This is a genomic window from Endozoicomonas sp. ALD068 (genome assembly GCF_049310145.1).
Taxonomy (GTDB): domain Bacteria; phylum Pseudomonadota; class Gammaproteobacteria; order Pseudomonadales; family Endozoicomonadaceae; genus Endozoicomonas_A.
This window is the reverse complement of record NZ_JBLYNU010000004.1, coordinates 2,703,896-2,717,908: the sequence shown is the minus strand read 5'-3', so window position 1 is coordinate 2,717,908 and position 14,013 is coordinate 2,703,896. Positions and strand designations below refer to the sequence as shown.

General features: G+C 48.6%; 9 protein-coding genes. 7 read left to right on the top strand and 2 right to left on the bottom strand.

Features of this window, described 5'->3' with window-relative positions:
* The first annotated feature begins 75 nt into the window (after positions 1–75).
* The 6 genes from ACO6V5_RS09455 to ACO6V5_RS09430 all read left to right on the top strand — a co-directional run bounded on the left by ACO6V5_RS09455 (position 76) and on the right by ACO6V5_RS09430 (position 9,086).
* Positions 76–2,907, top strand: a complete 2,832-nt coding sequence (locus ACO6V5_RS09455) for a 2-oxoglutarate dehydrogenase E1 component (protein WP_422137093.1) — start codon at positions 76–78, stop codon at positions 2,905–2,907.
* A 56-nt stretch (positions 2,908–2,963) separates the two neighbouring features.
* Positions 2,964–4,187, top strand: a complete 1,224-nt coding sequence (odhB, locus tag ACO6V5_RS09450) for a 2-oxoglutarate dehydrogenase complex dihydrolipoyllysine-residue succinyltransferase (protein WP_422137654.1) — start codon at positions 2,964–2,966, stop codon at positions 4,185–4,187.
* A gap of 62 nt (positions 4,188–4,249) precedes the next feature.
* On the top strand, positions 4,250–5,689 hold the full coding sequence (gene lpdA, locus ACO6V5_RS09445) for a dihydrolipoyl dehydrogenase (protein ID WP_422442365.1): 1,440 nt from the start codon (positions 4,250–4,252) through the stop codon (positions 5,687–5,689).
* Between the two features lie 267 nt (positions 5,690–5,956).
* Entirely contained in the window at positions 5,957–7,123 is a 1,167-nt protein-coding gene (gene sucC / locus ACO6V5_RS09440; protein WP_422133304.1) for an ADP-forming succinate--CoA ligase subunit beta, read from the top strand.
* Between the two features lie 2 nt (positions 7,124–7,125).
* Positions 7,126–7,998, top strand: coding sequence for a succinate--CoA ligase subunit alpha (gene sucD, locus ACO6V5_RS09435; RefSeq protein WP_422137656.1), 873 nt, complete (start codon positions 7,126–7,128; stop codon positions 7,996–7,998).
* A 197-nt stretch (positions 7,999–8,195) separates the two neighbouring features.
* A complete protein-coding gene (locus ACO6V5_RS09430) occupies positions 8,196–9,086 on the top strand; it encodes a prenyltransferase (protein ID WP_422133306.1) in 891 nt (296 codons plus the stop codon).
* Positions 9,087–9,319: 233 nt separating this feature from the next.
* Here the strand turns inward: ACO6V5_RS09430 and gspD are convergent, their stop codons facing one another.
* Positions 9,320–11,440, bottom strand: a complete 2,121-nt coding sequence (gspD, locus tag ACO6V5_RS09425; RefSeq protein WP_422442367.1) for a type II secretion system secretin GspD — start codon at positions 11,438–11,440, stop codon at positions 9,320–9,322.
* A 34-nt stretch (positions 11,441–11,474) separates the two neighbouring features.
* Positions 11,475–12,122 (bottom strand): type II secretion system protein N, encoded by a 648-nt coding sequence (locus tag ACO6V5_RS09420; RefSeq protein WP_422133308.1) that lies wholly within the window; start codon positions 12,120–12,122, stop codon positions 11,475–11,477.
* Positions 12,123–12,487: 365 nt separating this feature from the next.
* Between ACO6V5_RS09420 and gspE the strand changes: the two genes are divergently transcribed.
* Complete coding sequence (gspE, locus tag ACO6V5_RS09415) at positions 12,488–14,008, top strand: type II secretion system ATPase GspE (protein ID WP_422133309.1); 1,521 nt, start codon at positions 12,488–12,490, stop codon at positions 14,006–14,008.
* Positions 14,009–14,013: the final 5 nt, after the last annotated feature.

Here is a 14,013-nt window from a genome sequence, read left to right as displayed (position 1 = left end):
TGTCAGGACAACAGACAGGCAGACCACAGTGCGACTCTCATGATTAGACAGCCCTTCATTCACGGGGTAGTGATGATGCAAGAAGGTGTGATGCAGCAAATGTGGGATACCTCACATATATCCGGGGGGAATGCTGCATACGTCGAAGAACTTTACGAACAATTCCTTCGCGATCCGAATTCGGTCTCTGAGGAGTGGCGTGATTATTTTGAAAAACTTCCTCAGGTCAATGGTGGTGGTCCGGATGTACCTCACTCCACCATCCAGGAAAATTTTGTCCTGATGGCGCGTCAGCGTCAGAGCACCCGCCCAATCCAAGCCGGCACCATTTCCAGCGATCATGAGCGCAAGCAGATTCAGGTGTTGCGTTTGATCAGTGCCTTCCGAATCCGCGGGCATCAGCAGGCCAGAATAGACCCATTGGGTTGTATGCAGCGTGAACAGTTTCCCGATCTGAGCCTTGAGTATCACGGGCTGAGCGAAGCAGATCTGGATACTGAATTTCAGACCAGTACCATTTTTATCGGTAAAGAGCGGGCAACGCTGCGCGAGATTATCGACTCTCTCATGGCCACCTACTGCGGCTCCATCGGTGTTGAATACATGCACATTGTCAACACTGAAGAACGTCGCTGGTTCCAAAGCCGCATGGAAAGTGTTCGAGGTCGTCCGGATTTGGGCCTTGAAGGTCGGCAGCATCTGCTGGAACGCCTGACTGCGGCAGAAGGTCTGGAAAAATACCTGGGAACCAAGTACCCGGGCACCAAACGTTTTGGTTTGGAAGGAGGGGAATCATTGATTCCCATGCTGGACGAAATTATCCAGCGCTCCGGTTCTTACGGCGCCAAGGAAATCGTGATCGGCATGGCTCACCGTGGTCGACTCAACGTATTGGTTAATATTCTCGGAAAGAACCCTTCTGAACTGTTTGACGAGTTCGAGGGTAAGAAAATGGCCGATACCGGCTCTGGTGACGTGAAGTATCACCAGGGCTTTTCCTCCAACGTCATGACACCGGGTGGTGAAGTTCACCTGGCACTGGCATTCAACCCTTCTCATCTGGAAATAGTGTCCCCTGTAGTAGAGGGCTCTGTGCGTGCTCGTCAGGATCGTCGTAACGATTCTGCCCGTGGTCAGGTTATACCGATTGCCATTCACGGTGATGCCGCATTTGCTGGTCAGGGGGTAGTCATGGAAACCCTGCAGATGTCCCAGACCCGTGCTTATAAGACCGGTGGTACTCTGCATATTATCGTCAACAACCAGGTGGGTTTTACAACCAGTAAACAGGAAGATGCCCGTTCTACAGAGTACTGTACGGATGTAGCCAAGATTGTCGGTGCTCCTATCCTTCATGTGAATGGTGATGATCCTGAAGCCGTCCACTTTGCGACCAAAATGGCGCTGGATTACCGAATGGAATTCAAGCGCGATGTTGTTATTGACATGGTCTGCTACCGTCGTCGTGGTCACAATGAAGCCGATGAACCTTCCGGTACACAGCCTCTGATGTACCAGATTATCAAGAGTCACAAGACGACCCGTGATCTCTATGCAGAGAGACTGATGGAAGCAGGCGTCATGGATGCAGAGAAGGACAAGGCGCTGGTAGACAGCTACCGTAATGCATTGGACAACGGCGGTCATGTTGTTAAGTCGCTGGTAAAAGAACCCAACAAAGAACTGTTTGTTGATTGGACTCCTCACCTAGGACATGAATGGACTGCGCGTCACGATACCCGCGTAGCCCTGGCTACTCTGCAGGGCCTGGGGCAGAAACTGTGCAAGGTACCTGAAGGTTTTGTTGTTCAGCGTCAGGTCAGCAAGATTATTGATGATCGACTGAAAATGGCTGCGGGAGCACAATCCATCAACTGGGGTGCCGCTGAAACATTGGCATACGGTACCCTGATTATGGAAGGTCATCCGGTACGTATTACCGGTCAGGATGTTGGTCGAGGCACTTTCTCTCACCGTCATGCGGTGCTGCACAATCAGAAAGACGGTTCTACCTATGTACCACTGGCCAATATTTCCGAAAAACAGCCTGACTTCCAGATCTGGGACTCTTTGCTCTCGGAAGAGGCTGTGCTGGCTTTCGAATATGGTTATGCGACTACGACACCGGGCGCACTGGTTATCTGGGAAGCCCAGTTTGGTGACTTTGCTAACGGCTGTCAGGTAGTTATTGACCAGTTTATTACCAGTGGTGAGCACAAGTGGGGGCGTCTCTGTGGCCTGACCATGCTGTTGCCTCATGGTTATGAAGGTCAGGGCCCGGAGCACTCTTCAGCCCGTCTTGAGCGTTATCTGCAACTGTGTGCAGAGCACAATATCCAGGTGTGTGTGCCAACCACTCCGGCTCAGGTGTTTCACATGCTGCGTCGTCAGGTGTTGCGTCCGCTGCGAAAGCCATTAATCGCTTTTACTCCCAAGAGCCTGCTTAGGCACAAGCTGGCAGTTTCCACGTTGGAAGAGCTGGCTGAAGGCAGCTTCCAGACCATCATTCCAGAGGTTGATGTGCATGAAGCAGCGGAAATTACCCGTCTTGTCATGTGCAGCGGTAAGGTCTATTACGATCTGCTTGAGTATAAGCGTGCAAATGAACTGAAAAATTCAGCCATCATTCGTATCGAGCAGCTGTATCCTTTTCCTCAGGATGACCTTGATGAGGTGATTGCGCACTATCCAAACCTGAAGGATGTTGTCTGGTGCCAGGAAGAGCCGATGAACCAGGGCGCCTGGTACTGCAGCCAGCATCATATGCGCCGTGCTCTCGATAATCACTCTAACAACCTGCGTCTGGCCTATTCAGGTCGTGATGCTTCAGCGGCACCAGCATGTGGTTATATGTCCAAGCATGTAGAAGAGCAAGAAAAGCTGGTAGAAGACGCTTTTAACGTTTAATTAATGATGCCCCGGTAGCTCCGGGGCGATCGGTCGCAACCCCGAAAGGATCCATAATGGCCACTGAAATAAAAGCACCAACGTTTCCGGAATCTGTCGCTGACGGTGTGGTTGCCACTTGGCACAAGAAGCCCGGAGAAGCTTGCTCTCGTGATGAGCTGCTGGTCGATATAGAGACCGATAAGGTAGTACTGGAAGTTGTTGCTCCAGCGGATGGCGTGCTGAAAGAGATTCTCAAGAATGAAGACGAGACGGTCCTGAGCGAAGAGGTTATTGCCGTTTTTGAAGCCGGTGCAGCATCCACAGCCTCCGTTCCTGCAGCTGAATCAGCGTCGGCAACCAGTGAAGTGTCACCTAGTACGGAAGAGCCAGTATTGAGCCCCGCTGCTCGTAAGATCGCTAATGAAAAAGGCATTGACCCAACGACTATTTCTGGCACTGGCAGGGGCGGTCGTGTCACCAAGGAAGATGTCGTTCGTCATGCAGAGCAGCGGCCAGCTCAGGTAGCTGCTCCTGCTCCAACAGTCCATGCTTCTTCTGCGCCTGTGGTAGAAGCTACAACTCCGGTATTTGCTGGCGAGCGCACGGAAAAACGTGTACCAATGACACGTCTGCGTGCTAGAGTTGCCCAGCGTCTGGTAGAAGCACAGCAGACAGCCGCCATGCTGACCACCTTCAATGAGGTCAATATGAAGCCGGTTATGGAACTGAGAGCCCGTTATAAAGATCAGTTCGAGAAGCGGCACGGTGTTCGTCTCGGGTTTATGTCCTTCTTTGTCAAAGCCTGTGCTGAAGCCCTGCGTCGTTATCCTGCAGTTAATGCCTCCATTGATGGTAATGATATCGTTTACCACGGCTATCAGGATATTGGCGTTGCTGTCTCCAGCGATCGTGGTCTGGTAGTACCTATTCTGCGTAACGCTGAAAACATGAGCCTCGCCGACGTTGAGGCCAAAATCCGTGAATACGGTAAAAAAGCCCAGGGTGGCAAACTGGATATTGAGGACATGACCGGTGGAACCTTTACTATTTCCAACGGCGGTGTGTTTGGTTCGCTCTTGTCTACACCGATTCTGAATCCACCTCAGTCCGCTATTCTGGGTATGCACAAAATTCAGGAGCGCCCCATGGCCGTCAACGGTCAGGTGGAGATTCTGCCCATGATGAATCTGGCTTTGTCCTATGACCACAGGTTGCTGGATGGCAAGGAAGCAGTCACTTTCCTCGTTACCATCAAGGAGCTGTTGGAAGATCCAGCCAGAATCCTGTTGGAATTGTAAGTTTTCATGGGTTATGCGGCGGCTCACAAGGCCGCCATTCTCATTTTCTTGGAATAGAAGATATGGCGAATCAGTTTGACGTTGTTGTCATCGGAGCAGGTCCTGCAGGTTACGTTTGTGCAATTCGTGCAGCGCAGCTGGGCCTTAAGACTGCTTGTATTGAAAAGTGGACTGATGACAAAGGAAAAACAGCTCTGGGCGGAACCTGTCTGAACGTAGGTTGCATTCCCTCCAAGGCGCTGCTGGACAGCTCTCACAAATTTGTTGAAGCTCAAAAAGACTTCAAGCTGCACGGTATCAATCACTCTGGTGTGGAAATGGACGTGCCGCAAATGATCGCCCGCAAGAGCAAGATCGTTAAAACCCTCACTACCGGGGTCGGTGGTCTGTTTAAAGCAAATGGTGTAACTCTGCTGGAAGGTGCTGGTAAAGTACTGGCGAACAAGCAGGTTGAGCTAACCAAGGCTGATGGCACTGTTGAAGTTTATGAAGCGGGTAATGTTGTCATTGCTACTGGCTCTCGTCCGGTAGAAATTCCCCCTGCACCAACTGATGGTGATTTGATTGTTGATTCCACCGGTGCTCTCGAATTCCAGGAAATACCCAAACGTCTTGGGGTCATTGGTGCTGGTGTTATCGGCCTCGAGCTGGGTAGCGTTTGGGGTCGTCTTGGCTCTGAAGTCATTGTTCTGGAAGCCATGGATCGTTTCCTGGCAGCTGCCGACGAGCAGATCTCCAAAGAATCCATGAAAATCTTCAAGAAGCAGGGGCTGGACATCCGCCTGGGTGCCCGTGTCACTGGTTCTGAAATCAAGGGTAAAGAAGTACACGTTACCTATGCGGATTCTGATGGTAGTGAACAGGTCGTTGTATTCGACAAACTGATTGTTGCTGTAGGCCGTCGTCCATACACAGAGAGCCTGCTGGCTGCAGATTGTGGTGTGAACCTGGATGAGCGTGGCTTTATTTTTGTTGATGATCACTGTGCTACTGACGTGCCCGGTGTATACGCTGTTGGTGATGTAGTTCGTGGTCCAATGTTGGCGCACAAGGGCAGTGAAGAAGGCATCATGGTTGCTGAAATCATCGCTGGCCAGAAAGGTCATGTGAACTATGATTTGATTCCTTCTGTGATCTATACCCATCCTGAAATTGCATGGGTAGGCAAGACCGAGCAGGAACTGAAAGCCGAAGGTGTTGATTACAAATTAGGTACTTTCCCATTTGTTGCCAGTGGTCGTGCTCTGGCTGCTAACGATACGGAAGGAATGGTTAAGGTTATTGCTGACAAGGTAACTGACCGTGTCTTGGGTGTGCACGTAGTAGGCCCAAGCGCTGCTGAACTGGTTCAGCAGGCAGTTATTGCCATGGAGTTTGCGGCCAGCACTGAAGACCTGGCTCTGACTATATTCTCTCACCCAACATTGAGTGAAGCTTTGCACGAAGCAGTTCTGGCTGTAGACGGTCATGCGATTCATATTCCTAATCGTAAACGTCGCTAACTGAGTGTCCGGGAATGATTTACTGATGTGTGGAAGACCTATGTAGCAGTAAGCTTTCTCAATGGAAAAAACTGATGCGAAGAAGTGTCAGAGGGGATCTCAGCCTGTAAGACTTGAGACAATTTTATATCGAAAGTACAAGTTAGACAGGCATCAAGACCCAAAGTTTAATTTCGATGCCTGAAGAGTTGGGGTCGAAACAAAGAAACCTTTTTTATCCACGGATGTGGATAGGAATTTGATTAAAACAACAATGGTATTGTCAGTATGAATCTCCATGAATATCAGGGTAAGCAGCTATTTGCTGAATATGGCCTGCCGGTATCCAAGGGTATTGCCTGCGATACACCGGAAGAAGCAGCTGCAGCCGCAGACCAAATTGGCGGAAATCAGTGGGTTGTTAAAGCACAGGTTCATGCAGGTGGACGCGGTAAGGCTGGGGGCGTAAAGCTGGTCAGCTCCAAGGACCAAATTCGTGAATTTGCCGAGAAGTGGCTGGGTAAGAATCTGGTCACTTACCAGACAGACGAAAATGGTCAGCCAGTTAGCAAGATTCTGGTAGAAAGTTGCACCGACATCGCTCAGGAACTTTACCTGGGTGCTGTTGTAGACCGTTCTACCCGCCGGATCGTTTTTATGGCCTCCACCGAAGGTGGCGTTGAAATCGAGAAGGTGGCAGAAGAAACGCCAGAAAAGATTCTGAAGGCAACTATTGACCCTCTGGTCGGTGCTCAGCCCTATCAGGGCCGTGAACTGGCTTTCAAACTGGGTCTGAACGCTACACAGGTTAAGCAGTTTACCAAGATCTTCCTGGGTCTGGCGAAACTGTTCCAGGATCTGGATTTGGCTCTGCTGGAAATCAATCCATTGGTTATCACTGAAGCTGGCGATCTGCACTGCCTGGATGCCAAGCTGAACATTGATAGCAACGCTCTTTACCGTCAGCCTCGTCTGAAGACCATGCACGATCCTTCTCAGGAAGACGCACGCGAAGCCCACGCGGCTCAGTGGGAACTCAACTACGTAGCCCTGGATGGTAACATCGGCTGCATGGTAAACGGCGCTGGTCTGGCTATGGGTACCATGGACATCGTTAAGCTGTCCGGTGGTGCTCCCGCAAACTTCCTGGACGTGGGTGGCGGTGCTACCAAAGAACGTGTCAGTGAAGCTTTCAAGATTATTCTGTCTGACGATAGTGTTAAAGCGGTACTGGTTAACATCTTCGGCGGCATCGTTCGCTGTGACCTGATTGCTGACGGCATCATCGGTGCAGTGAAAGAAGTCGGTGTTGAAGTACCTGTTGTTGTGCGTCTGGAAGGCAACAACGCTGAGCTTGGTGCTCAGAAACTGGCTGAAAGTGGACTCGATATTATCGCTGCAAGCAGTCTCTCCGACGCTGCAGACCAGGTAGTAAAAGCAGCGGAGGGTAAATAAGAATGAGTGTCCTGATTAATAAAGAGACCAAGGTGATCTGCCAGGGCTTTACTGGCTCTCAGGGAACTTTCCACTCCGAACAGGCGATTGCTTACGGTACTCGTATGGTTGGTGGTGTTACTCCGGGCAAGGGGGGTCAGGAACATCTGGGTCTACCTGTATTCAACACGGTTGCCGAGGCAGTCGCTACAACCGGCGCTGATGCTTCTGTAATTTACGTGCCTGCCGCTTTTTGTAAGGATTCTATCCTCGAAGCTGCCAATGCCGGTATAAAGTTGATTGTCTGCATTACCGAAGGTATTCCAACTCTGGATATGTTGGACTGCAAGGTCCGCTGCGACGAGCTGGGTGTTACTCTGATTGGTCCCAACTGCCCGGGTGTTATCACTCCGGGCGAGTGTAAGATCGGCATTATGCCTGGCCACATTCATAAACCAGGCAAAGTTGGAATTGTTTCCCGTTCCGGGACCCTGACTTATGAAGCGGTTAAGCAGACCACTGATTTTGGTTTTGGTCAGTCCACCTGTGTTGGTATCGGTGGTGACCCGATTCCTGGCTCCAACTTCATCGACATCCTGAAGCTGTTTCAAGAAGATCCACAGACTGAAGCGATCGTTATGATCGGCGAAATCGGTGGTACAGCTGAAGAAGAGGCGGCTGCTTACATCAAAGAAAACGTAACCAAGCCAGTTGTTTCCTATATTGCCGGTGTTACTGCACCTCCGGGTAAGCGCATGGGTCATGCGGGTGCAATTATTTCTGGTGGTAAAGGGACTGCTGACGAGAAGTTTGCTGCACTGGAAGAAGCCGGTGTAAAAACCGTTCGCTCTCTGGCAGAAATCGGTCAGGCTCTGAAAGAGAAAACAGGCTGGTAAGAGTCCGATCTGATCAGTTTTGACTCATTATACGGCTCATCTCAGAGGAGATGGGTCGATTTTTTATTGAGTTCCTGAGTGGCTAATCTCTCTCCTGTTTACCTAATTGCTATCCGGGTTTCGGAATATCGCTATAGGCTTAAGACGCTTAATGGCACATAGTCCCGTATTTATCTCCATCCTCAGGGAATCCTCTAGTGGATACACCGAATCTCAATCCTGATAAATACCGTTTTGCGAGGGCGCTTAGGCCTTTTTCCTTCTCTGTTGCACTGATCACTTGCGGATTAGGGGTCGCCGTAGCTTTCTCAAAGGGAGAGGGAGATATTGCCAGAGCCGTGGCTGTAATGATTGCGGGTATTTTATTACAGGCAGCCAGTAATCTGGCCAATGATCATGCTGACTTACATTTCTGGAACAGCAAGACAGGCCAATTGGCAGAGCAGGTGATTCAGCAGATTCGCAGGAACTTTGCTTTTGCCGGTCTTTTTGCTCTGGTAGCAACTGTCATAGGACTCTGGCTTGTCTGGAAAACGGGCTGGCCTTTGTTTCTAATGGGGCTTTTCGGTGTAACTGCTGGTTACTTCTATACAGGAGAGCCTATCGTCTATAAACATCTCGGTTTGGGAGTTCCAGCCGTTTTTATTCTGACTGGGGTACTGATGGTAAGCGGGTCTTACTATGCGGTTTCTGGTGTCTGGAATAATAAGCTACTTTGGGTTTCTATACCCGTGAGTCTTTTAACAGCTGCTCTACTGGTGTCGAATGAAATCCGAGATTATCTGGAAGATCAGTCTTCCAACATCAGAACCCTGACTGTCAGAATAGGGTTTGATACAAGTAAGAAACTATACGCTATATTGTTGCTGTCGGTATACCCGATCAGCTATTACCTCTACCTGAACAACTTGCTGATAAAACCTGTTTACCTGATATTTTCGTTATTACTCATCTTGCAGCCGATTAAATTGTTAAGATGCTCGCTGGGTGATTACGAGCTAAACAAATTGCCGCCTTTGTCTGGACGTTTTTTTCTGGTGTTCGGTATCTGCTTCATATTGAGTGTGTTTAGACCTTCTTGGGAATGAACGTCTGATGAAGGGCTCTTTGTTAAAAAAAATCAGAATGGTGAATTAATTTAGTTTCGACGGATAGATTTCAAAATAGACGACTTTTTTCTTTTTTATTGTCAGTTTTGTGAAAATTATAAGTCAAAAGTTTGCAAATAATTTTAAGGCAGTAAGCCTTTTATGAAAAACAGAAAAAGCCAGACTTCATAATCTGGCTTTTTCTAACTGGAAACTATTACTTGAATCCAGTATCAGTCACTACTTTGCCAGGCTTTTTTATCTTTCTTGCGCAGATCAAAGGCTTCTGGTTCGAACAGGGTAGATGGCTCTGCCGGTAGCATGTCAGGTGCCTTTTTGTTGTGCTGAATCACTTTCAACTTGGTGTAACGATCTTTGGTGGCTTTGGCCAGTGTTTCAGAGTTTCTCATGATGGTCGGTCTTATAAACAACATGAGATTTCGCTTCTGGTTCTTATCCTGTTCGAAGCGGAACAGGTTTCCGATGATAGGGATATCACCCAGAAGCGGGACTTTCTTCTTGGTCTGACTCTTGACGTTTTCAATCAGGCCACCAATGACAATGGTCTGGCCATCATCTACCAGAACGGTGGTTTTCAGAGTTCTGTTATTGAAGATCAGGTCATCATTCTTTAAAAGGGATTCTGAAGTACGAGTGTCCAGAGAAGAAACCTCCTGCTCCAGCTCTAGCCTGATGCCGTTACCTTCACTGAGGTGAGGGGTGATCTTTAGCTTAATGCCGACATCCTTCCGGTCCGTCGTAGTGAACGGGTTGTTGCTACCACCACCGGCTGAGGTTTGATAAGAGCCTGTCTTGATAGGAATATTCTGACCTACAAGGAATTCAGCTTCCTGGTTGTCCAGCGTCAGCATACTGGGTGTAGATAGAATGTCGTTGTTAGACTTTGAACTCAAGGCAGATACCAGCACACCAAAATTATCCGCTCTCAAAGCCAGAGAGCCCAGGGTGATTGCCGCGTTATCGAGAATGTGTCCTGTTATGCTGCTCTTGCTGCCGACAACGGTTTTGGTTGATTTACCAGAAGGGTCTGTCTCGGTTGAGCCGCGAATGGTTTCCTTGCCATCAATACCCCACTGGACACCCAGAGCATCATCTATACCGCCAGAGACTTCTACGATGACGGCTTCCAAAAGTACCTGTGATCTTGGTACATCAAGCTGCCGAACGATATGCTCCATCTCTGCCAGAGTGTCCGGATCAGCAATCATGATGAGGGCGTTCTGGGATTCGTCGGCTTTAACGAACACGTTCGGTGCTGCTCCGGAACCCCTGCTTTTTCCGGAAGGCTGACCTTTGGTCTGAACCTTGGGAACAGAGGGGTGCGGTGGAACAGGCTGTTGTGATGAAGCCGAAGAATTGGATTTCTTTTCCTGACTCTCCTGAATCGTGGTAGATGCTTCTGCAAGGATTTCTGAAATATTCTTGGCATCGCCATAGCTGAGGAAGATCACCTTGGTAGTGGACTTGCGAATACCTTCCTTGTCCAGCGTTTCTACCAGTTTCCTGACTCTCTGGCGCTTACTGGAGTTACCTTTGATGACCAGTCGGTTGCTGCGCTCATCAGCAATGACTTGCAGTCCGCTTGGCATTTGCCCCTTGGCAGCTATCAGTGTGTCCTGAATGATTTTGGAAACATCACCCACCCAGGCATGCTTCAACTGAAGCACTTCGTAATCATTATTACCTGTCTTGTCCAGCTCCCTCACCAGCTTGGTGATTCGCTCAACGTTGTCTGCAAGGTCACTGACTATAACAGCGTTACTGGATGCGGAAGCGGCTGCGTGCCCATACTGGGCGATCAGAGGGCGAATAATGGGTATCAGTTCAATAGCCGATACACTGTGAAGTTCCAGAACCCGTGTGGTCATGACAGCATTACGTGGCTTCTGATTTCCACTGGGAGAGCTGGTTTTTGCTGTAGTACTGGGCACTATATTGATGATATTGCCCTTGGGTATTACGGCGTAGCCATTAGCTGACAGTACTTCGAGGAAAACATCGTAAACTTCGTCGCTGCTCAACGGTTTGGAAGAAATAACCGTTACAGTGTTACCCCCCTTGATTCTGGGGTCTATGACAAAGGTCTCACCAGTGATCTTGGCGATTTGGCCAATGAATTCACGAATGTCAGCGTTCTGATGATTCAGAGTCCACTTTTTGTCCTTGGCCGTTTCAGCCTTGAGGGCTTTTGTGGGAGGGGGTGCAGCCAGATTGACTACAGCAGTTTCAGCAGAAGGGGCCGCTGATACATTGCTCTGAAGGCTAAGGGCAAGCAATGCAGCAAACAGAGGTCTGAAGGCCATGCATACAAATGGACAGTCTTTAGTTTTCATCACTTAACCATATGAAAAAGTTTTAATTCTTGTATCAAATCCCTTGATTAGCCTGCTGAAGTTTATCTCTCAACTCCTGCATGCGCTGTTCAAGTGATTTTCCATCCGGCTCCTGAGTGAAGCCGGGGCGTTCTGTATTCTTATCCGTAGTGTCTGAGGGGCTCTTGAATTCCTGCAAAGCCCTGTCATCTTTACCTGCATCCGGAAAATAAAGGATTTCAAGCTGGCCATTGCGACTTAAAACCACATGATCTGAATGCACTTCCCTGAGTATGGCACCACCGGGCAGTCTGTCTTCGATGCCATAAAGCTTGTCCTGATTGTTGCCTTGGATAATAGCACTTGAATACTTATTCTTCTGGTCACGTTCTCCAAGAGTACCTCTGAGTACCAGATTTAACTTTGTTTTAGGAATATCGGCGGACTGTTTCGCGACTTCAGGCTGATGATTGGCACCAAAGAGTAATTCGAAGTCTTTAGGAGTAAGAATTTTTTCTTTTGGTTGATTTTGGTACACTTGTTCATAATTATCAAAAGCATCTTCCTTCGCCAGTGATTCATAAAAGAAAAATGACTGAGCGCCTAATGAAACAATCATGGTGATCGCCAGAAGGCAGGTCAGTGCTATGCAATTTTTTCGATGGCCCCATTTTAAGTAGGTGGCTATGACCTCTGAATTCATACTGTTCTCTAATTTCTCTATTTGATGTGTACTTGATTAAGGAAAGCGTTATGGGTCATGGGCTATTCTTAACCTAAATAAAGCATAAGAGTGCTGTTTTTAAAAGCTGATGCTTTCACTAAAAACAGTTTTTAATTAATCATTTTTGATCAGTAATATCTTCTGGATCAAAAAAGTTGGGTTTGTGTTTGAATCATTTTTAAAATTCAGTTGTAAAATTTGGATATTGGATCACACTTCCTGTGACGTGCTTGAAGAATAATTCAATTTCCAGGGTTCAGAGCAAAAAATATCGGATTGTTTCTGGTTGTCCTCGATCAACCCAATAGAAGTTCTGGAATTATTAATTATCCAAGGAGTTAGCCTTGACTGACACAGCCAGCCTTCCAGAAGATCAGGCATCCCAAAATCAGGGACTGATTTTGCATCGTCTGCCATTTACTTTTGCCAAAAGGCATGGGGTGGTGCTGGTCTGGGAGCAGGAACAGCCGGTGCTCTATTTTCGCTCGGTGCCTTCAGCTGATATCTTCTCTGAGGTCACACGAATTTCCTGCCAGTCTCCTGTTTATCGCAAGGTGGGAGCAGACCGGCTCTCCGAAGTCTTGTCCGAGTGTTATCACAATGACAGTTCCGAAGCTCTGCAGAATGCTGCCGGTATTAGTGATGATCTGGATCTGAGTAGTCTTGCTGAAGCAGTACCGGTAACAGAAGACCTGCTTGAGCAGAGTGACGATGCCCCGGTGATTCGCCTGATCAATGCTTTATTGACGGAAGCGATCAAGGAAGGCGCATCGGATGTCCATATCGAAACTTTCGAAAATATTCTGGTTGTCAGGGTGCGGGTAGATGGTGTTCTGAGAGAGATTCTAAGTCTGCAACGAACACTGGCTGCACTCCTTGTCTCGAGGATCAAGGTTATGGCTCGTCTGGATATTGCTGAAAAACGCATTCCCCAGGATGGCCGTATCTCTCTGAAAGTTGCGGGTAAAGAGGTGGATGTCAGGGTCTCAACACTACCTTCCAGTAATGGTGAGAGAGTGGTACTGCGTCTTCTTGATAAGGCAGCCGGTCGTCTTGAACTGAAGCATCTGGGTATGGAAAATCAGGATCTCCAATGCGTATCAAGCCTGCTGGCCAAACCCTATGGCATTATTCTAGTCACGGGGCCTACCGGTTCTGGTAAAACCACCTCTCTCTATGGTTGCTTGACCTCATTGAATGATAAATGTCGAAATATTCTCACCGTAGAAGATCCCATCGAATACAACCTCGAAGGTATTGGCCAGACTCAGGTGAATACCAAGGTTGATATGACGTTTGCAAGGGGGCTGAGAGCCATCCTACGTCAGGACCCGGATGTGGTCATGGTGGGGGAAATACGCGATACCGAAACAGCTGAAATTGCCGTGCAGGCCAGTTTGACCGGTCACCTCGTGTTATCGACACTTCATACCAATACTGCCATTGGTGCATTGACCCGCTTGCAGGATATGGGAATTGAACCTTTTCTACTCTCTTCCAGCTTGCTGGGTGTGATGGCTCAGCGTCTGGTCAGAGTTCTCTGTAATCAATGTAAACAGCCCTACCAACCTGATGAGGCTGAATGCAGGGAGTTGGGGGTTGAGTTAGCCAATGCGCCTGAACTGTACCACGCAAAAGGCTGTAAAGATTGCAATCACAGTGGATACCGGGGCCGGACCGGCATCTACGAAGTGGTCATGGTCGACGAGCAGGTCAGAAGAATGATTCATGCAGGAGAGGGAGAGCAGGTGATTACTGACTATGTCAGAAAGAGCTCTCCTGGCATAAGGGAAGATGGTGCCAAGAAAGTATTGGCTGGTCTGACAACACTGGAAGAAGTGCTCAGAGTGACCCAGAAAGATTAATCCGT

Bases quoted from the DNA above. Each gene is read 5' to 3' on its own strand.
- odhB (WP_422137654.1), top strand. From the start codon at position 2,964: ATGGCCACTGAAATAAAAGCACCAACGTTTCCGGAATCTGTCGCTGAC.
- sucC (WP_422133304.1), top strand. From the start codon at position 5,957: ATGAATCTCCATGAATATCAGGGTAAGCAGCTATTTGCTGAATATGGC.
- ACO6V5_RS09455 (WP_422137093.1), top strand. From the start codon at position 76: ATGCAAGAAGGTGTGATGCAGCAAATGTGGGATACCTCACATATATCC.
- gspD (WP_422442367.1), bottom strand. From the start codon at position 11,440: ATGAAAACTAAAGACTGTCCATTTGTATGCATGGCCTTCAGACCTCTG.
- ACO6V5_RS09420 (WP_422133308.1), bottom strand. From the start codon at position 12,122: ATGAATTCAGAGGTCATAGCCACCTACTTAAAATGGGGCCATCGAAAA.
- sucD (WP_422137656.1), top strand. From the start codon at position 7,126: ATGAGTGTCCTGATTAATAAAGAGACCAAGGTGATCTGCCAGGGCTTT.
- lpdA (WP_422442365.1), top strand. From the start codon at position 4,250: ATGGCGAATCAGTTTGACGTTGTTGTCATCGGAGCAGGTCCTGCAGGT.